The sequence below is a fragment of the Clostridium acetobutylicum ATCC 824 genome, assembly GCF_000008765.1.
In the GTDB taxonomy this organism is placed as follows: domain Bacteria; phylum Bacillota; class Clostridia; order Clostridiales; family Clostridiaceae; genus Clostridium_S; species Clostridium_S acetobutylicum.
The window spans coordinates 1,058,245-1,082,292 of record NC_003030.1 but is presented as its reverse complement, the minus strand read 5'-3'; the positions used below and the strand labels follow the sequence as shown (position 1 = coordinate 1,082,292).

The following is a 24,048-nucleotide window of genomic DNA, read 5'->3' as shown; positions in this document are numbered from 1 at the left end:
ACCACCAAGCTTTATAATCTAACTTGAATACTATTTTCTCTTAAATAGTTTTTAACTTCTCCAACTGTATACTCTTTATAATGAAAAAGTGATGCCACAAGTGCTGCATCAGCTGAAGTCTTTTTAAATATTTCATCAAAATCTTCAAGCCTTCCACATCCTCCTGAAGCTATAACCGGTATCCTAACTGCATCACATACTGCACCTGTGAGCTCAACATCATATCCATTTTTAGTACCATCTGCATCCATACTTGTAAGAAGTATTTCTCCTGCACCAAGACTTTCACATTTTTTAACCCATTCTATGGCATCTAAACTTGTATCTACTCTTCCTCCATTTATAAAAACATTAAAGCCTCCTGTTTCTATATTTCTTCTTGCATCCACTGCAACTACGACACATTGACTTCCAAATTTTTTTGCAGCTTCATTTATAAGCTCTGGATTTCTTATTGCTGCTGAATTTATAGATATCTTATCTGCTCCTGCCCTCAATATATTTTTAAAATCATCTACATCTCTTATTCCACCACCTACTGTAAGTGGTATAAATACCTTCTCTGCCGTTCTTCTTACCACATCTATCATGGTATTTCTGCCTTCATTTGTGGCACTTATGTCCAAAAATACTATTTCATCTGCGCCTTCTCTATTGTAAAAATCCGCTATCTCAACCGGGTCACCAACATCCTTTAAGTTAACAAAATTGACACCCTTAACAACTCTTCCCATATCAACATCAAGACATGGTATTATTCTCTTTGTAAGCATACCTTTCACCTCTTTTCTATTACAGCTATGGCTTCCTTAAGATTAATTTTTTCGCTATATATTGCTTTTCCAACAATAGCTCCGTATATATTCATTTCTTTCAATTTAATAAGATCATCTAAATCCTTTATTCCACCTGAAGCTGTTATATTACAGTTTACATTTTCCTGTAGTTTTTTAAGCATATCAAAATTAGGTCCCTTTAACGTTCCATCCTTACTTATATCTGTTAGAATTATATCTTCTGTGCCCATATCCTCCATTATTTTTGCAAACTCTATGTAGTTTATTTTGCTCACATTAAGCCATCCATTTACTGCAACATATCCATCTTTTGCATCTATTCCAACTGCTATACTCTTACCATATTCCTTTATAGCTTCTCTTGTAAATTCTTTATCCTTAAGAGCAGCCGTTCCTAATATTATTCTTTTAACACCTATATTTATAAGTTTTTCAACAACCTTTATATTTCTTATTCCTCCACCTAATTCTATGGGAACACTGGTAACCTGAACTATACTTTTAACAGCATCTAAGTTTATAATTTCCCCTTCTAAAGCACCATCTAAATCAACCACATGTATATATTTTGCTCCATCATTTTCAAAAGACTTTGCCGTTAATGCTGGACTTTCCGCAACGACACTTGATTTTTCAAATCTTCCTTGATAAAGTCTTACACATTTTCCCTGCTTTATATCTATTGCCGGTAAAATTATCATATTATATCAACTCCCAAAAGTTTTTAAGTATTGTAAGTCCTATCTCTCCGCTTTTTTCTGGATGAAACTGAATTCCAAATATATTTTTATAGCTTACAACCGCTGGCAACTTAGTCCCATAATCACAATATGCATTTAGATTATTTTTATCCGCCAATTCTGCATAGTAAGAATGAACAAAGTACACATAGCTTCCTTTTGAAACTCCCTTTAATATATTGCACTCTCTAGGTATATTTAAACTATTCCATCCCATATGTGGAATTTTAAACTCTGTTTTCATTTTTCTTATTTTTCCGCCTATAAGTCCAAGCCCTTTTGTGTTTGTAACCTCTTCACTCTCATCAAATAGAAGCTGCATTCCAAGGCATATTCCCGCAAAAGGTTTTCCATTTTTAGCTTCATTTATAATTGTTTTATCTATCCCATTTTCTTTTAAACTACTCATAGCATCAGGAAAAGCTCCCACGCCTGGAAGTATTATAGCATCACTTTTTTCTATTTCCTTTGAATCAGAGGTTATAAACGAATTTGCCCCAATATAATCGAAAGCTTTCTTAACACTAAGGAGATTTCCCATATCATAATCTATTATAGCTATTTTTTTATTCATACTTAACGCCCCCTTTATATACTTCCTTTTGTTGACATAACTCCTTTTATTCTTGTATTTTTGCTAACAGCCTCACTTAAAGCTCTTCCAAAGGCTTTAAATAATCCCTCTATCATATGATGATTATTCTTCCCGTAAATTACTCTAGCATGAAGGGTTATTCCAGCATTAAATGCTAGTGCTCTAAAAAATTCTTCTACCATTTCAGTTTGAAAATCTCCAAGCTTTTCGCAGGTAAATTCTCCATCAAAAACTAAAAACGCTCTTCCACTTATATCCATAGATACCTGACACAAGCTTTCATCCATAGGGACAAATGAAGTTCCATACCTATTTATGGATTTCTTATTTCCTAGTGCTTTATTGATACACTCACCTATTACTATCCCTGTGTCCTCAACAGTATGGTGACTATCAACTTTTAAATCCCCTATAACCTTTACTTTTAAATCTATAAGTCCATGTTTACTCATAAGCTCTAGCATATGGTCAAAAAAACCTATCCCTGTATCTATATCATATTTTCCTTCACCATCTAAATTTATATCAACCTCTATGCTGGTCTCGGTGGTTTTTCTCTCTATAAAGGCTGTTCTTTTTTCTTCCACTACTTTCACCTCTTATTTAAATCTTACTTTAATTGAATTAGCGTGTGCTGTAAGTCCTTCTGTTTCAGCAATCTTAACTACCTTATCATTCACATTTCTAAGAGCCTTTTCTGAATAATATAAATAACTTGACTTCTTAACAAAATCATCTACCGAAAGTGGAGAAGAGAATCTAGCTGTTCCACTTGTAGGAAGCACATGATTAGGTCCTGCCATATAATCCCCTAAGGGTTCTGGAGAATAGCTTCCTAAAAATATTGAGCCTGCATTTTTTATATCATTCAAATATTCAAAGGGATTAGGCGTTATGATTTCAAGATGTTCTGGAGCTACAACATTTCCTATTTCTATGGCTCTACTTATACTATCTACCAATATTATGGCACCAAAATTCCTTAAAGCTTCAAGTATTATTTCCTTTCTACTTAATCCCTCTACTTGAAGTTTTATCTCTTCTATAACCTTACCTATAAGTTCTTTTGAAGTTGTAACTAAAATAGATGAGGCAAGTGTGTCGTGTTCTGCTTGTGACATTAAATCTGCAGCTATAAATTTAGGATTTCCTGTTTCATCTGAAATAACAAGTATCTCACTTGGACCTGCTATCATATCTATATCTACAAATCCATATACACTTTTCTTTGCCATTGCAACAAATATATTTCCAGGTCCTACAATCTTATCTACTTTATCTATTGTCTCAGTTCCAAATGCAAGCGCTGCAATTGCTTGAGCTCCTCCTACCTTATATATCTTATCAACTCCAGCTAAATCTGCTGCAACTAGAATGCTCGGATTTACAAAGCCGTCTTTCATAGGTGGAGTAGTCATTATAATTTTATTTACTCCTGCAACCTTAGCAGGTACTGCGTTCATAATAACTGATGAAGGATATGCCGCTGTTCCTCCTGGTACATATATACCAACTTTATCAAGTCCCCTTACTGTTCTTCCCATTACAATACCATTTTCCTTAGTTATAACATATGAATTTTGAACTTGTTTTGAGTGATACTCCTCAATGTTTTCCTTTGCAGTTTTAAGGGCACAAATAAAGTCATTCTCTACTTTACTGTAAGCAGCTTTTATTTCTTCTTTTGTAACCTCTATACTTTGAAGCTCTACTTTATCAAATTTGCTAGTGTATTCAATAAGTGCTTTATCTCCATTTTCCTTTACATTATCTATTATGAATTTCACTGTTTTAATTATCTCAGCATTTTCTTTTCCCTGTCTCTCCTTTAATGACTGAAAGTACTTTTCCCCATCCAAACTGCCATCTTGTATTATTCTTATAATATCTTCCAACTCTAACTCTCCCTCTCAACATAATTTTTTACTTTTTGTATTATATCCGTTATCCTATCCTTATTAAGCTTCATACTTGCCCTATTTACTATCATTCTTGCACTTATATCGCATATATCATCAAAAATTACAAGACCATTTTCTTTAAGTGTTGTTCCTGTCTCAACTATATCTACAATTGCATCCGCTAGATTAAGTATTGGTGCAAGTTCAACAGAACCTTCTATCTTTATTATTTCAACATCTATTCCCTTTTCTCTGAAATATTCTCTTGTCACATTGGGATACTTTGTTGCTATCTTCATTCTGTTAAATCCCTCATTTAATTTAAAACTTGAAATAGACGCCAAAGAAAATTTACACTTTCCAACCTTTAAATCCAAAACCTCATAAAAATCCTTTTTCATTTCAAGAAGAGTGTCTTTTCCAACTATTCCTATGTCAGCTGCTCCATGCTCAACATAAGTTAACACATCAGGTGCCTTTACAAGAACAAAATCTATACTATTCTTAAAATCATGGAATATAAGTTTTCTGCCTTTATCCTTAAGTTCACTACAATCAAGTCCTATATTTTCAAAAATCTCCACAGCGGCCTTCTCAAGCCTTCCCTTTGTAAGTGCAATCCTAATTGTTTTATTTTTGTCCATAATAGTTTTCCTCCACAATTGTTTTGCCTGTATCTGCATTAAAGATTTTACTAATTTTATTTTCAATACAATATTTTTTTGTTTCCTCTATATTGTCAAAAAGGCTTACCTCTGCCCTTTTCCCTTCCGAATTCAATTTAGAAACTGCCTCATATGCCTTTTCTATATTACAGCTAGAAGCAAAAACAACATACCTATCTCTTGAATATAAATTTTCTCTTACACAATCATCAAGCGCTGCAACTAAATTATCAACATTTATAGCAAGCCCAGTTGCAGGAATATCATACCCAAATTGTCCTAATAGCTTATCATATCTTCCACCACTTAAAAGGTCATCTCCAATTCCATGGGCATATCCTCTAAAAATGAGACCCGTGTAGTAATTTATATGCTGAACCATTCCTAAATCTATTAAAATATATTCTCCAAAACCAGCTCTTTTAACAATATCATATAAGTCTCTAACCTTTTTTAATGCCTCAATAGCTTGCTTATTAGACGTTAATTGCTCAGCTTTTTCTATAACTTCCTTTCCTCCAAATAAATTAGGTAGATTCATAAGTACTTTAGAACTTGTTTCACCAATTAGATCGCTATTCCTTAAAATAAACTCCTCAACCTTACTGAAATTCTTATTTTCAATAAAATTTCTTAACTTTTCTGTATCCTGTTCTTTTAATGCTGTGTCTGAAATTATACTCTTAAAAAATTCAACCTGTCCTATTTCAATTTTAAAATTTTTAAGCCCTGTCTTTAAAATAGCTTTTATAGCTGTAATTATAACTTCTGCGTCTGCCTTAAGGCTTGAAAAACCAAGTATCTCTATTCCCGATTGAGTGATTTCACTTATTTTCCCATTAAGAGCCTTGTTCATCCTATATATATTACCTGTATAACTTAATTTTAAAGGATATACCCTATTTTTAAGTTTTGTAGCACATATTCTTGCAATGGGTGTTGTCATGTCAGGTCTAAGAACTAGAATTCTTCCTGTATTATCAAATAGTTTATACATCTTTTCCTGACTTATGGGTTGATTTTCAAGATTATATACATCGTAAAATTCCAAAGTTGGTGATCTAACTTCTTCATAACCAACATTTATATAGCTATTTCTTAATATATTTTCAATGTTATTTTTTATTGTGCATTCCTCAAATAATATATCCCTAGAGCCTTCTGGTATATATTTTTTTAAATTTATCATAACTTCACTTCCCATTTTGAACTTTGTTCTTTACCGCTTTAACACGCTAACGTATTAATTCATTAAATATATACTATCAATTTATTGTCCCTATGTCAATTCTTTTCTCACTTTTCCTACAATTCGCTAGTATATATTGTTCTACTTATACAAAAAATTATTATAGGATTTTTTAGCTTAAGATAAAGAAATCCTTTTATAAAGAAAATTTTAATGGAGGTGCACTATGAGTAATAAAAATTCACGAGAAACTGAAAATAGATTAGATGAGCTTACAAACTTAGTTGAAAAAAATACAAGAACTGAAAGACACCTAGAACAACACAGTGATATATCTTCACCTCAAGCTCTAAGCATGGCTAAAGGAAAGCAAGAAAGAAGATGTGAAGAAATAAATGACTTAAAACAAAAAATATTAAACGATACCAACAGCAAAAATGATGAGATAGAGAATACTGAAAAAAGATACAGATATGCAGAAGGATATATAGACCATAATGCTGATAATATGAATAAATCTGCTCTTGAAAATATGGAAAAGAAACAGGAAAATAGAAGAGATACTCTTAATTCTCTTAAATAATAATATAAGTGGAAACCAAAGTAGGTTTCCACTTATATTATAGCTTAAACAAATTCAAACAGATACTTTTAAATATTCCTCCACAACTACCGCTGCTGCCCCTGTAGAAAAAATATTTCCTTTAAAATGTCCTTCGCGTATAAGCTTAATTTTATGATTTTTAATTCTATCAAATACTATTTTAGTTAAAACATCGTAGAAAGTTTTTGAATTAGCAATTAAGCTTCCACCTAATACTATTGCCTTTAAACCTAAAACTTGTATGTAATTAGCTAAAGCTATTCCAAAAATCACAGCTGAATTTAAAATTACCTCCTTGGATAAGCTATCTCCCTTATTAATGGCATTTTCTAAATCCAAAAGCTTAATCTCTCTTAAATTTTTCTTAATTATGGTCTTCCTTCCACTTTTTACTTTTGAGCAAAAATTATTAATTATACTACTTTCTGACACATAATTTCCCAGGAAATCAAACTTATTTTTGTTATTTATAATTAACATATTCGAGAAAGCATCTTCTTTATTATTTATCGTTCTTAGAACTTGTCCTGATAGCACCACTCCACTTCTGATGATCTCTGTGCAGTTAAAATACGCCATATTTGAAATTCTCCTATTAAATCCATATAAATATTCTGCTAACGCTGCAGAATTTGCACCATTTTCAATAATCACCCTACTTGAAAGTTCCCTCTCAAGTTCACTTTTTAATTTTGTATACCCACTACATTTAAAGCTTGCAACATTTAAAACTGAAACTCCAACACCAAATAAAGTTAAAACGTCTAATCTAAGTTCGCCTACAACTTTATTTATGCAGTTAATTATTTTATCTGCAATTTTTTTCTCACTTAGTATACCTTTTAAATTAATTCTGTCCTCATAAAACAACTCTAATTTGATGTTTGTAAATACTATATTTATAAATTCCCTTGATATATCTATTCCTATAATATAAAAGCCACATAAATTTACGTTATACATTATAGGCTTTCTTCCCCCTGCTGAGTCCTCTATTCCATATTCGACAATTAGTCTTTCATCCTCAAGAGGCCTCATCAAACGATTTAATGTAGTCAACTTCATATCTATATTTTTTAGTATTTCTTTTTTTGTCATAGCACCTTTCTTCTGAAGTAAATCAAATATTCTTTTACTTCTATCATCTAATTCTATTGACATTCCCATAACCACCTATACCTTTTTCAATACAAAATCGTATATGCTAAAATAGTATTTTATTTTGAAACTAATTTTCAATTGTAACTATTCAAATTATCAAATTTTTTAAAAATCGAAAAAACTCTTCTTCTTCGCATTTCCATATAAAAAACAAAGAGGTCAAGCTTTATTTAATAAAGCTTGACCTCTAGTATTTCTAGTCAGTCAAAACATATTATTCTTATGTAACTACCATAGCTTTGTGTTAACACCTTAAAAATTAGTTGTCAATTTAAATTTTACTTTTCTCCCCTTATTTAAACTTTCTATCTTAGTCTTATCTTTTGACTTGCCTCTATTTGTATAACAACACCATCTTGAATAATTAATGTTATAGAACCATATTTTATTTCCTTTAAAAGTTTTGAGATTTTTTCCTCATACCTTTCCCCTTTAATAGTTTTAGACTTATTAATTTTATAATCTAAATCATTCATAAAAGTCCCCCCGTAAACCAACAAACTAATTTATCATACTATTTATATCTATATACTATGTTTTTAATTACAACCTTGCCAAATAAATTTTTCGTTATCTTACTAAACCAATTTAATTAATATGATTAATGCAATTTTATAACTATTCCTTTTTATTGTCAATAGATTTTTTACAAAAATATCATTATTATGAAAAATATTCATAAAGTTGTTGACAAAGGATTTTTATTATGTATAATTAAATTAATAAGTGTTTTGTTTCGAAAACTTAATATTTCCTTATCAAGAGAAACGGAGGGACTGGCCCAATGATGTTTCAGCAACCAAGGTTTTATACTTATGGTGCTAATTCCAGCAGGATATTTTCTGAAAGATGAGGAGCGACTATTTAAACATTTTTATTTTGTTAATAGATCCTCTTCTTTTAAAAGAAGAGGATTTTATTTTGTTAATAATAGAACCAACTTATTATTATTTGGTTTTATTCTATTAAAAGTGGTGGTATAGGACATATTTTATTAAAAGAAGAGAGAAATACCTCCAATATTTCTCCCTTCAATTCCATAAGCTTATAGATTTTACCCAATCTATCCTAAAATATTTTTACTAAAATACCTGTCACCTCTATCTGGAAAGATAGTAACTATATTACCACTTTTAATCTTTTTACTTAATTTAATTGCTGCTGCCATAGCTGCACCAGATGAACTTCCAACTATCAGTCCTTCTTTAAGGGCAAGTTGCCTTACCATATGAAAAGCCTCAGCATCATTAACCTTAATAACTTCATCTACAAGATTCATATCCATGGTATCTGGAATAAAATCATTTCCTATACCTTCGATATCATAGCTAGCTTCCTCTCCTCCACCCATGGTAGAACCTTCAGGATCAGCAAGTACACCCTTTATATTTGGTTTTTTCTCTTTTAAAAACTTTAATACACCAGCATAGGTTCCTCCACTACCAGCACCTGCAACTACATAATCAATGTTGCCTTCAAGATCTCTATAAATCTCAGGTCCTGTAGTTTCATAGTGTGCCAATGGATTTGCTTGGTTTACGAATTGACCAAGACTTATAGAATTAGGTATGGTACTCAAAAGCTCATTTGCCTTCTTAACTGCTCCCTGCATTCCTTCCTCTCTAGGCGTATTTATAATTTTTGCACCAAATGCTTTCATAAGCGTCTGCTTTTCTATAGAAAACTTCTCAGGTACAACAAAGATTACATTATACCCTTTGTTTATAGCTGCAAGTGCTATTCCTATACCTGTATTACCCGCTGTGCCTTCAACTATGGTATAACCTTTTTTTAGTTTTCCCTTCTTTTCTGCATCCTCTATCATATAAACGCCTACTCTATCTTTTACACTGCCTCCTGGATTCAATAATTCAAGCTTAGCAAAAATATTCACTCCACTATTTAATCCAAAGTTATTGATTTTTATTATAGGAGTGTTTCCTATAATTTGTCTAATGTCGTCTATATAGTTCACTATTTTTCACTCCCCTCAAGAGCTTTCAACAAGTCTTCTATTAAATCATCACCATTTTCAATTCCTACAGAAAGTCTTATTAAGTTATCTACAATACCAACTTTCTGTCTTATTTCATATGGAATTGCTGCATGTGTCATACTAGCTGGATGGCATATAAGTGATTCAACTCCACCTAAACTTTCTCCAAAGGTAATAAGTTTTAAATTCTCAATAAACTTTTTATAGTCGTATTTTTCATTTATAACAAATGATATTATTGCGCCATAACCAGAAGCCTGCTTTTTTTGGACCTCATGCCCTATATGCTCCTCAAGTCCAGGATAGTATACTTTTTCTATTTCTTTTCTATGATTTAACAGAGAAGCTATCTTCTTTGCATTATCAGTATGCCTATCCATTCTTACTGCAAGAGTTTTTATACCCCTTATAAGAAGAAATGAATCAAAAGGTCCAAGTACTCCTCCAGTTGAATTCTGTATAAAATGAAGCTTTTCAGCTAAATCTTTATTGTTAACCACTACAAGACCCGCCACCAAATCACTGTGTCCACCTAAATACTTTGTAGCGCTATGAAGTACTATATCTGCACCAAGTGTTAGTGGTTTTTGAAGATATGGTGTCATAAAGGTATTATCAACTATAGTAAGAAGATTGTTTTCTTTTGCTATACTTGAAACAAGCTTAATATCCGTAATATCCATAAGTGGATTAGTAGGACTTTCAATGTATATAGCCTTTACATCCTTATCTATATTATCCCTTATCTCTTGAACCTTTGAAGTATCAACTATTTTATAACCTATATTAAAATGATTAAATACCTTATCTAAAACTCTAAAAGTTCCACCATAAACATTGTTTGATATAATTATTTTATCTCCTGTTTTAAATAAAGATAAAACTGCTGTAATAGCTGCCATTCCAGAAGCAAATGCAAAACCAGATTGACCTTCCTCTAAATCTGAAATAAGCTTTTCAACAGCTTCTCTTGTTGGATTTCCTGTTCTTGAATATTCATATCCTTTGTTTACACCTAACTTTTCTTGTTTAAAGGTTGAAGTTTGATATATAGGGACATTTACTGCACCTGTATATTCGTCTCCATCTTTTCCTCCATGAATTACCAATGATTCTATTTTCATTTTTCTCCTCCTAAAATTTATTTTGCAGCTTTTGCTATAAATATTGAAGTTTCAGTGTGCTCTCCCCTACTTGAGGTTCCTTTGCATTTTAAATCTGTATTTTCAATATCTATATTTTTAAAGCCAACATTTTTTAACCACATATCAATTTGTTCATTAGAAAAACCAAGCCACTCGTCAAACATTTCTTCTCTTGCCCACTTGCCATTATGCTCTGAAACATCTGATATAACTACTGTACCATCTTTTTTTAGAACTCTGTACATTTCCTTTATTGCTTTTTCAGCATCCTTGATATGGTGAAGCGCCATATTTATAAATACTGCATCAATGGACTCATCAAACAGAGTTACACTTGTAAGTGAAGATTTTAGTAAATATATATTATTAAGCTTTTTGTCATGCGCTGACTTTTTTAGTTCTCTAAGCATATTATTGGAATTGTCTAATCCAAATACCATATTTGCGTCACTTGCAAGAGCAAGACTTATAAAACCTGTACCACACCCAAAATCAGCCGTTATCTTATCCTTAATACTAACCTTAGATAAGACCTTATACTTTAACCTTTCCTCAAAATATTCACTTCTTATTACATTCCAACTAGCGGCAATGTTATCAAAATACTGCATAGAACCCATAATATACACTCCCCTTAAAATTTATAAAAAACAAGTTTTAATATACTTTATAGAAATTGCATACTAAGAGTACTTAATTTTTAAATAAAAAAACTTCCCCCCCTAAAATATAGAGGCAGAAGTTTACTCCGCGGTTCCACTCTAATTATCACATAAAAACTAATATGACAACTCATAACTTAGGTACTAACATACCATAACGCTTTAATCGGGCGTACCCGCTGCCGTCTACTATAAAAATTTTAGTATATATTAATTTCACATTTCGAGGCAGTACTCCAAGATGCATTCGCATAAACTTAATCTTAATCTCTTTCAGCCAGGGAGATCTCTCTGTTAAGTTTTATTTATGCTACTATTTCTTATCACAGTATTTAATTAACTTATTTTTTTCTTTAAGATATTATATTATAGTTACAACCTTTTTGTAAACAGATTTTTTCTTATTTTTCATATCTGATAAGTAGGTTTTTGTTGATAACCATATGTTTACATTACTTATACTAGCAAATGTAAATATATATGTCAACAAATTTTATGCTGAGGCATATAGTATCTTTTAGAATATATTTTCTATTTATATAGATATGGCTAAATTTATAACTCCCATCTTTAACCTCAACATATAACTATCCTTAAAATTTTTGTCAATTTTTTTTCAGTTCTTAATCATTTTATCTCCTAAGTATTTATATTTTTTTATTTTTTATCTAAATTTTTCATCTCAGTATCTAAACTTTCAAAGCTTGTTTTCACTAACTTTAATTCTTTTATCAGTTCCTCTAACATATCACAGTCCTTTTTCATTGCACTATAAAATCCAGGAAACGTTGAATCAAATTCTTTTTTAGCATCGCCTTCCCATGTATCTTCCATTTTACGTAATTCATTTTCTAAATCACATAAAATATCATGCAATCTAACTTTACTATCGCTATAAACTTTTATGGTTTCTTCAAAAATACTTGCATCAATTTCAATATCACATCTATCTACCATTAAACTCCATCTTTTTCTACATATGTATCATTTATTACTATCTATAAAACTTTGTTTTAATCATCTTATCCTCTGCATCAAAGCTTGACACTATATTATTTACAGCCGCTACATCATTACCCATATTATCCTGCATTTCTTTTACCATTTTAACTATCTTATTATACTCAGTGGTAATAGAATCCACTGCACTTCCTTTTATTCCATCTTCTATATGCCTATTGGATAAGTGAATCAAATTATATGTCTCTTTAACTTTTTCCCCAACTGCTTTTAAATCCTTTATTACATCATCACAAGCCTTCTCGTCTATTCTTATTTCATCAGAATTCATCCTTAACCTCCTACAAATCTTTTATCTATAACAACTTTCACTTTTACCACTTAAGAATTCCTTTAATTGTTCATCTAATTCTATAACTTTCCTATATGCTGGATTTAATTTTATAACTGTGTTCAAATCTTCTTTAGCAGCTTCATATTTATTTAGACTTATTCTATTTCTCGCTCTCATCAAATATACTTCCAAAGCATCATTATCTAAGTCAATTATATACTCATACAATTCTTCTGCTTTTTCATAATCTTCTATATCCCTCAAACAATTTGCTTTAAAAAAATTCAACTTAACATCATATGGATATTTGATGATTAAGAAGTTATACTTTTTTATTGCTTCCTTATAAGCCTCTTTTGCTTCCTCGTTTTTGCCCATTTTTTCAAATTCAAAGCTCTATAATAGTACGAATTAATTAAAACAGATTCCTCTCCACTTAATCTTTCTATTATTTCTTTGAAAAATTCTTCTGCATCTTCATGTTCTCCTAATAACATGCACAGGTTTGCCTTTGCAAAAACACCTTCCATATTATTCTCATGAAATTCTAAAATTTTATCATATGTTGATTTCGCTTCATCAATCTTTTTTAGATAGGTAAGCAAATCTCCTTTTTTTAGTATTAATAGAACATTACCTTCATCAAATAATAATGCTTTTTCTGTGCATTCCAAAGCTTTTTCAAACTCTTTCTGTTTTTCAAACAATACAGCCTTGTCATAGCATAATGTCATTTGTTCACCTAATAGAGCTTCTCCCCTACTTATAGTCTCAAAGGCTTTTTCTATTTTGCCCATCTCACCCAAAAGCATCGCCTTAAAATGATATACTTCTTCATTATCTACTTCAATTTTAAGCACTCTATTATAGCACTCTAAGGCTTCGTAGAATTTTTTAATTTTAATTAACACTGCAGCCTTCTTATTTAGAGTTATTATATTTTGATCATTTATTATTAATGCCCTATTTAACCACTTTATGGCATCATCTAATTCTCCAATTGACTCCATACAAAGTGCTAAATTATAATATACTCCCTCACTCATTTCTCCCAAATAAATAGATCTATTGTAAAGTTCTATAGCTTTCTTTATATTATCTTTATAAAAAAACATTACATTTCCTTTTCCAAAATAAGCTTTTCCTTCATTGGGATACTTTATTATAAGCTTATCATAACAACTCACAGCATCATCGACTTTGTTCATAGCCAAGCAAAGCGCTGCCTTATTTAAATAGGCTTCTTTAAAATTTTCATCCTCTTTTATAGCCTTATTAAAATACTTTAAAGCTTCATCCCCAGCATTTCTTTCAATAAATATTAATCCTCTATTATTTAATTCCTGTGCTCTTAAAACATTTTCATTTTCCATAAATAGTATTTTCTCCTTTGTTACTAAGCTTTTCCTTCATTACGTATGTTTAATTTAATTCTGGATGTAGACTAATTCTCTACATTTTATTTTTTGCTTCCTCTTCATACTTCTTTGCTAGCTCCATTCTGCTATTTACATATTCATTCAATCTTTTTCTTTTACGCTTTTTTTCCGCTTTCTCTTCACATTCTGTAATTTCATTAGTAGATTCTATACTTTTTTTATAATCATTTTTTTTATCTGCATAAGCTATAAAATCTTTAAACTCACCATTTTTTTTATATATTGGCTCAAGATAATATTCATAATTGTCATTATCCTTACATTTATATTGCGGAAATCTTAACTTACATTTTACACCATCAATGTAAAATGCCGTATTATATACTACACCTCTCACTCTTTCAATATCATATATAATGTATTCAATTTTATCTAATCTATCTTCTTTCAACAGTTCTGTGTATTTTTTTATTTGTCTTTTATACCACCTATAGATACGGAACCCTATTATTCCCAACCCTATAAAAAACAGATTGCATAAAATATCATCAAATTCTATTCCAAAACTTATAATCTTTTCAATATCTCCACATATGATCAATATACTTATTGTCAAAAAAAATATTGCCATTCTCTTTTGAAATCTTATCATCTTTCTCCCCCTAGTACGACCTTTATTTCCTCAAAAATTGGCTTGATTTCACCTGGAAAATAATTAAAATGAAAACTGCCTTGTACATCTTCTGTGTTATATAAAGTTCCCCCTGCTGGTATATTATACAAACTAGCTTTTATATCCCTATAATTTTTATTTAAATCCCTAATACTTTTGTTGTATTTATTTTTTGCGTTTAATGTATTTTTTTCAAAAGTTTCAAGCTGATCCTGCTGAATTAATAAGTCCTGCTGAAGCTGAGGCAATTTATTTCCATCCTTCTTTAATAAATTTTTATCCTTATAAAATTGATTTTTATAAGGTTCAAAATTTGTCTTACCTACATTCTTTTTAAGTTTTTTTAAATCCACTACCTCCTTTTTTGCATTATTGATTCCATTAATTTTATTTTTAGTAGCCATCATCGCATCCATATGTATTTTTTCAGCATTATTAGCTGCCTCTAAGGTTTTATTAGCACTTGATGCTTCTGCTTTTTTTAAAGCAGGTAATTTTTCTACATCCTTTCCCAAGGATGTAACACTATGTCCCACATTTAAAACTGTTACTGTTGCAGACGTCCTATCATACAACGTCTTTCCAGAGCTACACCAGTAAGAAGGATTTTTAACGCCTAAAATTTTAGCACTATACCATCCTGCTCCTCCAAAAATACTTTGAAAAAGATCATACCCAGAACTGTCCTCTTCACTTTTTCTTTCTACTTTTCTTTGATATATAGCTGAAGCTGCCGTACCTATGTTATCTAGACTCATAACTCCTCCTGCAGCACTCAATGCATCCCAAGCTTTCCAAGTTATTCCTGCCTCCGGCAATGTAACAATACAAACCCCAATTGCTCCTGTTTCCAATGTTATAGTAGTTGTCTTTTTAAGAACAAATTTATTTCTATCAACCCACGACTCCACAGCATCAATTGGTACACCAATTCCACCTATAACTGGTACCCTTTCTACCTCTTCCCCGAAATTTAAAAGTCCAACTTTTTTTCTGTAAGTATAACCACTCGTCTTTAGCTTACTTGCACACTTCTTATCTACATCAGTGAATCTTTTTACCATATAATCTATGTTTGAATTTATTTTTCTTATTTCACCTTCTAATTGATTTACTGCTTTCAACTCACGCTTCAAATTTTTTAACTCTATTTCTATAGACCTTGATTTATTTTTTAATGAAAATTTATCTACTGCTGATTTTAACCCCTGTTTTGCCTCATTTATTTTTAAAAGTCCATTTCTCATATCTACTTTTAAACTTTGCATTTCCCCTGTAGAAATTCCAATTTTACTAACTTTATTTATTTTACTAATATTTAATCATCCTCTTTAAGTGTTTTAGTAATAACCAGCGTTCATTTAATTTTGAGGATATTGTGGATAACTTGAATTAACAGCATTATCCTCTCTCTTTTGAGTGTAATCCGACTTTTGCTGTGCTTCCTTCATATCCTCCACTCATTTTTGTTCACTTGCTTCATTTACAGCCTTTGACATAGCTTTTGCTATATCACCATCTGTATTTTGATAAGTTTCTGATATATCATATAAAGCTTTAGAGTATTCTTGTAATATTTCCGTATATGTATTAAGCTTTCTATCTAAAATAAGATATGTTTTTTCAAAAGCCGTACAACTTTCTCCATACCATGAATCAATTAATTGTGTTGTTGATTTTTCTATACTTTTCTTTATATCTTCACATTCTAAAGCCGCCTTATCAAACATATCTGAAGCATTTACTAGTTATTTTACACCAACTTTAATTTTATCTGCCATTATTCTTCCTCCACTAAAGTCTTAGCTGTACTTTATAACTAAAACCTTTATATACTTCTAATCTTTCAATAACTATTTCTATGTAAACTTCAAAATATAGGTTTTTCATGAAAACTATATATAATAACACCATTGTTTTTTAATATCTATCCTTAATATCCTTTTTTTAATAAATTTTATTGTATTTTTTTATTCAAATTAAACTTAGCGTTAATATACTTTAACTAAAAAAGAGACAAATTTTATTACTGTAGTATTTGTCTCTTGAAATATTTATTACTATATTACTATTATTTTTTTGAAAGAACCTTTAGAGCTAAATCACTAAAATAGTTGGCTGCAACCATTAGCGCATCCTCTTTTAGATTGTAATTTGCTTTATGCCACTCTTCTGTTCCATCAACTCCCATCCACACAAAAAAAGATGGCACTACAGTTTGATAAAAGGAAAAATCCTCTCCTCCTAAATTTCTCTTAGCTTCAACATACTTGTAACCATTATCCTCAGCTGCTTCAATACATAAGTCCTTAAACCTAACATCATTTTCTAATACTGGTGAATAGGAAAACCATTTAAATTCTATTTTTCCTCCTAAAGCTCTTGCTATTCCTTTAGCTGTCCTCTCCATCAAATTTCTTATTTCTTCACGTATGTTATTGTTAAAGGTTCTAACTGTTCCCTCCATTTCTGCACTATCAGAAATAACATTCCAAGTGGTTCCCGAATTAAATCTTGTTATACTTATAACCACACTTTCAATTGGACTAATGCTTCTACTTACAACTGTTTGCATTGAAGCTACTATTTGGCTGGCTACTACAATAGGGTCAATGCATTTGTTAGGTATTCCTGCATGCCCTCCAGACCCAATAACCTTAATTTCAAATCTATCAACACTTGCCATAAGCTCTCCAGATCTTATTCCTATAGTTCCAACAGGCAAATCTGGCTTATTATGCATACCAAATATACAATCCACATCTCTAAGTACGCCTTCCTCTATAATATACTGTGATCCCTTACCTGTTTCTTCTCCTGGCTGAAATATTATTCTAACACGCCCATAAATTTCAGCTTTTCTTTTACTTAGAATTATGGCTGTTCCAAGTATTGCTGCTGTATGAAAATCATGTCCACAGGCATGCATAATACCCTTATTTACAGAAGAAAACGGAAGTTCTGTTTTTTCTTCTATTGGAAGTGCATCAATATCTGCTCTAATTGCTACTGTTTTCCCCTCATGTTCACCTTCTATTTCTGCTACAACACCAACTTCAATAGGAAAATCTAATACCTTTATGTCATTCTCATAAAGCCACCTTTTAATTCTCTTTGTTGTCTCATATTCTTTCATTGATAATTCAGGATGTTTATGCAATTCTCTTCTATAACCTATTAACTTTTTTAAAAACTCTTCTTGTTTTTCTATAGTGATCATTCTCTAATCTCCTTTAGCAAAAATACAACTCTAACTTTAATTATTATTTTATTTACTTGACTTTATTATTACAATATGTAAAATCTAATTAAAAGTAATATATTTTATGTTAGGAGTGATTTTATATGCCATTTATAAATTCTACAGTAACTGTTAAGTTAGACAAAGAAAAAGAAAGCACACTAAAGGTAGAGCTTGGAAAAATAATAGAGCTGCTTCCTGGAAAAAGTGAAGATTGGCTTATGGTTGGATTTAAGGATAATTATCCACTTTACTTTAAAGGGGAGAAAAAAGATAAGGCTGCTTTTATTGAAGTTAAAATATTTGGCTCAGCAGATAAGGCTTCAAAAAATAAATTGGTTTCTGCAATATCTTCTTTGATGGAAAATGAGCTTTCAATACCTAAGGATTGTATATATATAACTGTTGATGAGGTTTCAAACTGGGCCTGGAACGGTTCTTTATTTTAATTAAAAAGACTGAGGTAAATTTTTACCCCAGCCTTTAATTCTTATTTTGTTGATGAAAATGAAGTTATCTTTCCAGATATATATTGTCTTAAAGTCATAAGATCTCTTCCATTTACAGTTCCATCACCATTTACATCTGCTGCTTTTTTATCTATTGTTACATCCTTACCTGCTATATATTGAGTAAGTACCATAACGTCTCTTCCATTTATTATTCCATCATCATTAACGTCTCCTAAAGTAACACTTGGTGTAGGTGTAGGTTGAGAACCATCTATGTCTCCATAAACAATACCTCTTCCATTAGTTCCAACAAAAACTCGTCCATATTTGTTAGGATCTCCAGTTATGCAGTAGTCTGGGGAACCATATTGGTGAGCATCATCATTTATTCTTACCCAAGTTGCACCTTCATCATCTGAACGGAATATTCCCGCTGTTCCATCAATTGTAGCATCCATGTATATAGCTGGATATCCATCATCTGTTTTGGATTTTCCAAGACCTACTGTATCAGAAGCATCAACACCAGATACTTTTGTGAATGTTGCACCAGAATCAGTTGAATGCCATAATCCGTCTTTTCCTCCAGCAATCCAAATATCACCTTCATGACCTATAACAGTCTTAAAGATTCCTTTGCCTTTTGTAGGAAGACCTGTTTGTGAACTTTGAGTAAATGTTGCACCTGCATCAGTACTAATATAGAATTTACCATTTAAGAAACCATAGAATTTCTTTGGATTTACACGGTCTGATCTAACCTTTGCTCCCTGTGGAAGACCAGAACACGGTGTCCATTTATTACCATTATCTGTGCTATATGCTGCATTAGCACCTTCCTCTGGAGACCATACTATAGTTTTAGCATCAGCACCAGCTGCTACAGTTCCTGCTTTATAAACTCCTGATATATTGCTTCCAGCTGAGAACCAGTTCTTACCACCATCGTAGGAAATTCCACAATCTTTATCTTGTTGATTTTTACTAGTATCAACATTTCCAACACGAACAACAAAGTTAGGAACACTTTCTGCATAATCAATGCTTGTTGTAGCACTAAAGTTAGGTGTTGTCATCATTTTACTTGGAACTTTAGTTATGTCATCATGATAAAATCCGCAGTCATCTCCAACAGCGCTTAAAAGTTGTGCGCCTTTTGTTGGTACTACAACATCATTTACTGCACATTCTTCAATTCCATTTGCCTTTACAGAGATGTCTACATTCTTACCTTTATCCCAATTAGTCAAATCATCAGTTCCATAAAGAGTTGCACCTGTACCGTAGAACATTCTATCCGAGTTAAATGGATCAATTTCTAAGTCTCCCATCATCCAGCCTAATTTAACTAATGGATCTGGTGGTGTTACCCCGGTCTTACCCCAATCAAGCCAAGGTTGTGCTGAGTAATCTAAGTTATATCCCAAAGTACGGTTTGGATATCCATTCCAATCCCATATAGGTTTCCAGGTCTTACCTGCATCTGTACTTCTGTATATTTCTTCATCCGGCCACCATCTATTTAAAGTTGCAACTACAACATTATTTGGATTTTGTGCATCTACTGATATTCCTCCAAAACCAGATTTAGTGTCACCTACTGCAGGTGGAGTTATGTTTGTCCATTCTCCTGTTTTGGTATTATACTTCCAAACTTGTCCATCTGAGCCGTCATATGGTCCGCAAGTATTGCTATATGATATATAAAGCATACCATCGGAAGCAAGTATACCATGATGTGGAAGATATCCTTTTGGCTGTCCTTTAACTGCACTCCATGTCTTTCCTCCATCATTAGTAACGTAAATATTGTTTCCTGTCTTATCTGCTGCACCAACATACATAGTTTGAGTTGGGCTTCCTTTTGTTCCTGTTGAAGGATCAAAGGTTTCCCAAACTACTCCAACTTTATCTGCTGTATATTCATTTTGAGGATCTTGTACATAGTCGCCTGTATCAGGGAAATTATCAACCTTAGACCATGTTTGTCCATAGTCTTCACTTTTCCAAAGTCCATTACCACTTCTAGCTCCAAGATAAAGTATTTTATCATCATTAGGATCTATTTGAAGTCTTTCTCCCATATTTCTTCCCGGCATATTACCTCCTACCTTAAATGGAAGTTGGTATCTTTTCCATGTGTTACCTTTATCCTGTGAACTAAGAATATATGCATTTTCATCTTGCCAATCATTTGTGTACAAACCTGCTGCTATATAAACACGATTAGTGTCTATTGGGTCAGTTGCTATACTTTCGCAGCCAAGCATTGTCCAATCAGAAAATCCATCAGTAATTGGAATCCACTTATTATTAGCCTTGTCCCATCTATATGCTCCTCCCATATCTGTACGAGCATATATTAAATCTTTTTCTGTTTTATTAAATATAACTGCTGGAACATATCCACCAGCACCTATCTTTGCATTATCCCACTTATATCCTTGGCTTTGAACTGAAGCTGCTGCCTTATTAGCTGCTGCACTTATATGTGTTACAAAACCAGTTGTGAAAATTATGCTAAGTCCTGCAACCATGCTAACAATCCTTTTATTCATTTTAAGTTCCTCCATTTCATTTTACATATAACAGAGATGTCTAAAACATCACCTGTTATCTCATTAGTTTATTTTAAATAACTCTATTTTGACATTACAATCTTTACTATTTCCATAAGATCACGTCCGTTAACTACTCCATCTCCATTAACATCTGTATTAGCCTTATTTATATTTACACTTTGACCAGCTAAGTATTGTCTTAATACCATAAGATCACGTCCATTAATTACCCCATCACCATTAACATCACCTTTTAATCCAGGCATAGTTGGCATATCTATAGGAAGCTCTGGATGTTCTGTTTTAAATTCATCAAAATCAGGAGCTGTTTTACCTACACAATTTACTGAAGCATCAGTCCATGCCCATAGCATATATCCGCTGTATCCGTTGTTTACTAAGCCATCAAGCACCTGCTTATGTGACATTTTAAGTGAAGAATTCTGTGTATCTGGCATCATTTCTCCTATTATTACAGGTTTGTCAAACTTTGCTTTTAACTGAGATACTGGAGTTTTAAGTGGATTGAAATATGGTGTTGCCCAGTCATACCAATGGAAATCATAAAAATCCAATCCAAGACCCGACCAAAAATCGTACTGCTCTCCAAGCCATTTCAAGCTTGCAGAACCAACGCTTACTGGCTGTTTAGCATACTGATGTATACAATCAACAACATCTTTAACAAAAGATCTAAGTGTACTTAATGACCATCCTTTAATTGAGTCTCCAGGATTGCCTCCATCTGCACTAGAAATTGTCCACTCTGGTTCATTTATAACATCCCAACCCATTACTCCTGGATTATCTCCAAGTGCTTTAACAACAGGTGTAACTGCATTATCTATATAGCTTTTACGAATAGTTGGATCATCTATTATACTTCCATGATAAAAACTATTATTTGTTTTAGCTACGTCAAAGCTAGTAAGTGTAAAATATATCTTCATATTTTTTGAATAAGCATAATCTGCAGCCTCTTTCATATGATCAGTCCACTTATCTGGAAGACCAGTACAAACTCCTTTTCCATCCTGTGAAGAAAATAATGGAGAAGCGTACATATTGCAGAACACCCACCATCTTACTGTGTGTATTCCTTGAGCTGACATATTATCAAAATCTGCTTTTATTTTTGCAAATCTTGTAGTCCATCCATTATCATTAAAGTCATTATCCCATTCATCCCAAGCATAGTTTGCACCTAAAGGAAAGTACTTAGAACCATTCATCCAGTTTATTCCTGGCTTATTATCTGTAGTGTCTGCTGCCTTTACCTTAGTTATACTTGAAAAACTAACTAAGGTGCTTAAAAACACTCCCGCAACAACAGTTGATATCACTTTTAGTTTTTTCATTCTATTTCATCTCCATTTTAATTGTTACTGACTTTCTTTATGAGCTCCATTAAGTCACGCCCATTTACTGCTCCGTCACCGTTTATATCTAGAGCATTTTTATCAATACCACTAACTGTTTTACCAGCTAAATATTGCCTCATCATAACTATGTCACGTCCATTTACTACTCCATCATCATTTAAATCTCCCAAAATGGTATTAGTAGTATTGCTGTCTTTTACATCTGGATCATTTATCTTTTCTACACTTTGATTTTGACCAAAATAGTTTGAAATTCCAGCAAGTGCCCCTACAAAACCTGCATTGTAATCTATTGCTACCTCTGAATGCTGATATTCTTCTATATTCTCTATATAACTATCATTTTGGTCTGGTCCTCCTACCAAGGCTCCATAAAGAATGTGCTTTTCAGGTTCAGTTTTCTTTTCACCAGCACTTTCGTTTCTTCCACTAGCGGCTCTATGATGTGGATATTTAGGGTACTTGCTACCAAATCCAACTTCATAAGACATTCCCTGTGGATTAGTCCCTAAAATATAGTCAATTTGACTTTTAGCAAGATTCATAGCCTCGCTGTCATTTGACGTCTTATAGTACACAAGAGCTAGCATACATTCTGCTGCCGTATATCTTAAGGTTCCCCAACCTGTTCTAAACTTCAAACCACCAGGAGTAGTAGTAACAGAGTTTGTCCAATAATCAATGTTTCCTTTAACTATGTTTTTGTATTTAGCATCACCTGTTATTTGAGCCATTTTTACAAAAACTCCTCCAAGTACATCATCCCAGCAGTGTGTCCAATTATATTGATAATACTCATTTATGTTAGCGGATTGAAGAAAAGATTGTGCATCGCTTAGATAATTGTTGTTATTGGTTGCCTCGTAAAGCCATATAGCCCCCCAAGAAAGGTCATCTAAGTATCCCGATGATGTGTAAAAACCACCACTTTGACTCATCCCCTTGTAGTTCTTTCCTAAATTATATAGATTTTCTGCTGCTGTAAGACATTTATTAGCATAAGCAGAATCTACATCTTTATAATTAATGTACATAAGAGCTAAAGCTGCTGCCGTGTTTCCACATACATCTGAAGCTGGTGTACTAGGTGTTGCCTTATAAAGCGTAGGTCTAGAGGTTGTTTGAAGTTCAGGTGGTCCCCAATAGGAATGGTCAGTATTTCCATCTCCACATTGATAGTAAAATGTATTATTATCAGGGTAGCATTTCAAGAAATAATCAGTAAAATGCTTCAATATATTAAGCATATACTTATCCTGTCCCTTTTTTACAAAGGTATCCTTGAACTCATAATAAGCCCATCCTAAGGTTGATGCTGAATACGCCTGTGGCAGACCAAATTTAACATGGTCTCCTGCATCGTGAAAACCTCCTGTCAAATCAAGACCAACATCCTTACCGTCATTTTCATGACAGCCGCTTCTCCACTTTAACCTATTATTTCCGGCATCAGCTCCACACCAATTAGCTTCATAAAACATAATTGATTTAGAAAAAGCATCTACATAATTATGTTTTTGATCATTGGTATCTGCTGTTATCGTTAACGGCTTGATTTGCGTTCCCAAAAGTAACACCATAGTTAAGCAAGCCACGAGCTTTTTCATATAA

General features: G+C 32.2%; 25 protein-coding genes, 1 riboswitch and 1 other annotated feature. Of the genes, 2 read left to right on the top strand and 23 right to left on the bottom strand.

The window, feature by feature from the left end; translation table 11 throughout:
* Positions 1-11: 11 nt before the first annotated feature.
* Genes hisF through CA_RS04975 form a run of 7 tightly spaced genes read right to left on the bottom strand, consistent with a single transcriptional unit; the run spans position 12 to position 5,887 of the window.
* Positions 12-773, bottom strand: coding sequence for an imidazole glycerol phosphate synthase subunit HisF (gene hisF, locus CA_RS05005; RefSeq protein ID WP_010964259.1), 762 nt, complete (start codon positions 771-773; stop codon positions 12-14).
* A 5-nt stretch (positions 774-778) separates the two neighbouring features.
* Positions 779-1,498: a 1-(5-phosphoribosyl)-5-[(5-phosphoribosylamino)methylideneamino]imidazole-4-carboxamide isomerase gene (gene hisA / locus CA_RS05000; protein WP_010964258.1), complete on the bottom strand. Its 720-nt coding sequence runs from the start codon at positions 1,496-1,498 to the stop codon at positions 779-781.
* 1 nt (position 1,499) lies between these two features.
* Positions 1,500-2,111 carry an imidazole glycerol phosphate synthase subunit HisH gene (gene hisH, locus CA_RS04995; protein WP_010964257.1) on the bottom strand — a complete coding sequence of 204 codons (612 nt, stop codon included), beginning with the start codon at positions 2,109-2,111 and terminating at the stop codon, positions 1,500-1,502.
* 14 nt (positions 2,112-2,125) lie between these two features.
* A complete protein-coding gene (gene hisB, locus CA_RS04990) occupies positions 2,126-2,719 on the bottom strand; it encodes an imidazoleglycerol-phosphate dehydratase HisB (protein ID WP_010964256.1) in 594 nt (197 codons plus the stop codon).
* A 12-nt stretch (positions 2,720-2,731) separates the two neighbouring features.
* Positions 2,732-4,027: a histidinol dehydrogenase gene (hisD, locus tag CA_RS04985; RefSeq protein ID WP_010964255.1), complete on the bottom strand. Its 1,296-nt coding sequence runs from the start codon at positions 4,025-4,027 to the stop codon at positions 2,732-2,734.
* A 2-nt stretch (positions 4,028-4,029) separates the two neighbouring features.
* Positions 4,030-4,677: an ATP phosphoribosyltransferase gene (gene hisG / locus CA_RS04980; RefSeq protein WP_010964254.1), complete on the bottom strand. Its 648-nt coding sequence runs from the start codon at positions 4,675-4,677 to the stop codon at positions 4,030-4,032.
* Positions 4,664-5,887, bottom strand: a complete 1,224-nt coding sequence (locus CA_RS04975; protein WP_010964253.1) for an ATP phosphoribosyltransferase regulatory subunit — start codon at positions 5,885-5,887, stop codon at positions 4,664-4,666. The genes hisG and CA_RS04975 overlap by 14 nt, the downstream gene beginning before the upstream one ends.
* Positions 5,888-6,113: 226 nt before the next feature.
* Here CA_RS04975 and CA_RS04970 point away from each other — a divergent pair, with 226 nt between their 5' ends.
* Positions 6,114-6,470: a hypothetical protein gene (locus tag CA_RS04970; protein ID WP_010964252.1), complete on the top strand. Its 357-nt coding sequence runs from the start codon at positions 6,114-6,116 to the stop codon at positions 6,468-6,470.
* A 54-nt stretch (positions 6,471-6,524) separates the two neighbouring features.
* Here CA_RS04970 and CA_RS04965 read toward each other — a convergent pair whose 3' ends face one another.
* From CA_RS04965 to CA_RS04905, 13 genes are all read right to left on the bottom strand, one after another.
* The gene (locus CA_RS04965; RefSeq protein WP_010964251.1) at positions 6,525-7,652 is read right to left on the bottom strand and encodes an ROK family protein; all 1,128 of its coding nucleotides are present in this window, start codon (positions 7,650-7,652) and stop codon (positions 6,525-6,527) included.
* 305 nt (positions 7,653-7,957) lie between these two features.
* Positions 7,958-8,128, bottom strand: a complete 171-nt coding sequence (locus CA_RS04960; RefSeq protein ID WP_010964250.1) for a YezD family protein — start codon at positions 8,126-8,128, stop codon at positions 7,958-7,960.
* A 276-nt stretch (positions 8,129-8,404) separates the two neighbouring features.
* Positions 8,405-8,508: riboswitch (SAM riboswitch) on the top strand.
* 207 nt (positions 8,509-8,715) lie between these two features.
* Positions 8,716-9,627, bottom strand: coding sequence for a PLP-dependent cysteine synthase family protein (locus CA_RS04955; RefSeq protein ID WP_010964249.1), 912 nt, complete (start codon positions 9,625-9,627; stop codon positions 8,716-8,718).
* Positions 9,627-10,772, bottom strand: coding sequence for a bifunctional cystathionine gamma-lyase/homocysteine desulfhydrase (locus tag CA_RS04950; protein ID WP_010964248.1), 1,146 nt, complete (start codon positions 10,770-10,772; stop codon positions 9,627-9,629). The genes CA_RS04955 and CA_RS04950 overlap by 1 nt, the downstream gene beginning before the upstream one ends.
* 17 nt (positions 10,773-10,789) lie before the next feature.
* Positions 10,790-11,413, bottom strand: coding sequence for a class I SAM-dependent methyltransferase (locus CA_RS04945; RefSeq protein WP_010964247.1), 624 nt, complete (start codon positions 11,411-11,413; stop codon positions 10,790-10,792).
* Between the two features lie 108 nt (positions 11,414-11,521).
* Positions 11,522-11,791: a binding site (T-box leader), on the bottom strand.
* A 321-nt stretch (positions 11,792-12,112) separates the two neighbouring features.
* Positions 12,113-12,412 (bottom strand): WXG100 family type VII secretion target, encoded by a 300-nt coding sequence (locus CA_RS04940; protein ID WP_010964246.1) that lies wholly within the window; start codon positions 12,410-12,412, stop codon positions 12,113-12,115.
* 37 nt (positions 12,413-12,449) lie between these two features.
* Complete coding sequence (locus tag CA_RS04935; protein ID WP_010964245.1) at positions 12,450-12,746, bottom strand: hypothetical protein; 297 nt, start codon at positions 12,744-12,746, stop codon at positions 12,450-12,452.
* 21 nt (positions 12,747-12,767) lie between these two features.
* A complete protein-coding gene (locus tag CA_RS04930; RefSeq protein WP_010964244.1) occupies positions 12,768-13,127 on the bottom strand; it encodes a tetratricopeptide repeat protein in 360 nt (119 codons plus the stop codon).
* Entirely contained in the window at positions 13,082-14,122 is a 1,041-nt protein-coding gene (locus CA_RS04925; RefSeq protein ID WP_010964243.1) for a tetratricopeptide repeat protein, read from the bottom strand. The genes CA_RS04930 and CA_RS04925 overlap by 46 nt, the downstream gene beginning before the upstream one ends.
* A gap of 79 nt (positions 14,123-14,201) precedes the next feature.
* Positions 14,202-14,780 (bottom strand): hypothetical protein, encoded by a 579-nt coding sequence (locus CA_RS04920; RefSeq protein ID WP_010964242.1) that lies wholly within the window; start codon positions 14,778-14,780, stop codon positions 14,202-14,204.
* Positions 14,777-16,069, bottom strand: coding sequence for a membrane protein (locus CA_RS04915; protein WP_010964241.1), 1,293 nt, complete (start codon positions 16,067-16,069; stop codon positions 14,777-14,779). The genes CA_RS04920 and CA_RS04915 overlap by 4 nt, the downstream gene beginning before the upstream one ends.
* Positions 16,070-16,261: 192 nt before the next feature.
* The gene (locus CA_RS04910) at positions 16,262-16,531 is read right to left on the bottom strand and encodes a WXG100 family type VII secretion target (RefSeq protein WP_010964240.1); all 270 of its coding nucleotides are present in this window, start codon (positions 16,529-16,531) and stop codon (positions 16,262-16,264) included.
* Between the two features lie 341 nt (positions 16,532-16,872).
* On the bottom strand, positions 16,873-18,021 hold the full coding sequence (locus CA_RS04905; RefSeq protein WP_010964239.1) for a M20 peptidase aminoacylase family protein: 1,149 nt from the start codon (positions 18,019-18,021) through the stop codon (positions 16,873-16,875).
* 125 nt (positions 18,022-18,146) lie between these two features.
* Between CA_RS04905 and CA_RS04900 the strand changes: the two genes are divergently transcribed.
* A complete protein-coding gene (locus tag CA_RS04900; protein WP_010964238.1) occupies positions 18,147-18,491 on the top strand; it encodes a phenylpyruvate tautomerase MIF-related protein in 345 nt (114 codons plus the stop codon).
* A gap of 41 nt (positions 18,492-18,532) precedes the next feature.
* Here CA_RS04900 and CA_RS04895 read toward each other — a convergent pair whose 3' ends face one another.
* The 3 genes from CA_RS04895 to CA_RS04885 all read right to left on the bottom strand — a co-directional run bounded on the left by CA_RS04895 (position 18,533) and on the right by CA_RS04885 (position 24,044).
* Positions 18,533-21,052: a dockerin type I domain-containing protein gene (locus CA_RS04895; protein ID WP_010964237.1), complete on the bottom strand. Its 2,520-nt coding sequence runs from the start codon at positions 21,050-21,052 to the stop codon at positions 18,533-18,535.
* A gap of 83 nt (positions 21,053-21,135) precedes the next feature.
* A complete protein-coding gene (locus CA_RS04890) occupies positions 21,136-22,413 on the bottom strand; it encodes a dockerin type I domain-containing protein (protein ID WP_010964236.1) in 1,278 nt (425 codons plus the stop codon).
* 17 nt (positions 22,414-22,430) lie between these two features.
* Positions 22,431-24,044 (bottom strand): glycoside hydrolase family 9 protein, encoded by a 1,614-nt coding sequence (locus CA_RS04885; RefSeq protein ID WP_010964235.1) that lies wholly within the window; start codon positions 24,042-24,044, stop codon positions 22,431-22,433.
* Positions 24,045-24,048: the final 4 nt, after the last annotated feature.

What these genes read in the sequence shown, in the direction of transcription:
- hisF (WP_010964259.1), bottom strand. Translation starts at nt 773, where the DNA reads ATGCTTACAAAGAGAATAATACCATGTCTTGATGTTGATATGGGAAGA.
- hisA (WP_010964258.1), bottom strand. Translation starts at nt 1,498, where the DNA reads ATGATAATTTTACCGGCAATAGATATAAAGCAGGGAAAATGTGTAAGA.
- hisH (WP_010964257.1), bottom strand. Translation starts at nt 2,111, where the DNA reads ATGAATAAAAAAATAGCTATAATAGATTATGATATGGGAAATCTCCTT.
- hisG (WP_010964254.1), bottom strand. Translation starts at nt 4,677, where the DNA reads ATGGACAAAAATAAAACAATTAGGATTGCACTTACAAAGGGAAGGCTT.
- CA_RS04975 (WP_010964253.1), bottom strand. Translation starts at nt 5,887, where the DNA reads ATGATAAATTTAAAAAAATATATACCAGAAGGCTCTAGGGATATATTA.
- CA_RS04970 (WP_010964252.1), top strand. Translation starts at nt 6,114, where the DNA reads ATGAGTAATAAAAATTCACGAGAAACTGAAAATAGATTAGATGAGCTT.
- CA_RS04965 (WP_010964251.1), bottom strand. Translation starts at nt 7,652, where the DNA reads ATGTCAATAGAATTAGATGATAGAAGTAAAAGAATATTTGATTTACTT.
- CA_RS04960 (WP_010964250.1), bottom strand. Translation starts at nt 8,128, where the DNA reads ATGAATGATTTAGATTATAAAATTAATAAGTCTAAAACTATTAAAGGG.
- CA_RS04950 (WP_010964248.1), bottom strand. Translation starts at nt 10,772, where the DNA reads ATGAAAATAGAATCATTGGTAATTCATGGAGGAAAAGATGGAGACGAA.
- CA_RS04945 (WP_010964247.1), bottom strand. Translation starts at nt 11,413, where the DNA reads ATGGGTTCTATGCAGTATTTTGATAACATTGCCGCTAGTTGGAATGTA.
- CA_RS04940 (WP_010964246.1), bottom strand. Translation starts at nt 12,412, where the DNA reads ATGGTAGATAGATGTGATATTGAAATTGATGCAAGTATTTTTGAAGAA.
- CA_RS04935 (WP_010964245.1), bottom strand. Translation starts at nt 12,746, where the DNA reads ATGAATTCTGATGAAATAAGAATAGACGAGAAGGCTTGTGATGATGTA.
- CA_RS04930 (WP_010964244.1), bottom strand. Translation starts at nt 13,127, where the DNA reads ATGGGCAAAAACGAGGAAGCAAAAGAGGCTTATAAGGAAGCAATAAAA.
- CA_RS04925 (WP_010964243.1), bottom strand. Translation starts at nt 14,122, where the DNA reads ATGGAAAATGAAAATGTTTTAAGAGCACAGGAATTAAATAATAGAGGA.
- CA_RS04920 (WP_010964242.1), bottom strand. Translation starts at nt 14,780, where the DNA reads ATGATAAGATTTCAAAAGAGAATGGCAATATTTTTTTTGACAATAAGT.
- CA_RS04915 (WP_010964241.1), bottom strand. Translation starts at nt 16,069, where the DNA reads ATGCAAAGTTTAAAAGTAGATATGAGAAATGGACTTTTAAAAATAAAT.
- CA_RS04910 (WP_010964240.1), bottom strand. Translation starts at nt 16,531, where the DNA reads ATGTTTGATAAGGCGGCTTTAGAATGTGAAGATATAAAGAAAAGTATA.
- CA_RS04905 (WP_010964239.1), bottom strand. Translation starts at nt 18,021, where the DNA reads ATGATCACTATAGAAAAACAAGAAGAGTTTTTAAAAAAGTTAATAGGT.
- CA_RS04900 (WP_010964238.1), top strand. Translation starts at nt 18,147, where the DNA reads ATGCCATTTATAAATTCTACAGTAACTGTTAAGTTAGACAAAGAAAAA.
- CA_RS04895 (WP_010964237.1), bottom strand. Translation starts at nt 21,052, where the DNA reads ATGAATAAAAGGATTGTTAGCATGGTTGCAGGACTTAGCATAATTTTC.
- CA_RS04890 (WP_010964236.1), bottom strand. Translation starts at nt 22,413, where the DNA reads ATGAAAAAACTAAAAGTGATATCAACTGTTGTTGCGGGAGTGTTTTTA.
- CA_RS04885 (WP_010964235.1), bottom strand. Translation starts at nt 24,044, where the DNA reads ATGAAAAAGCTCGTGGCTTGCTTAACTATGGTGTTACTTTTGGGAACG.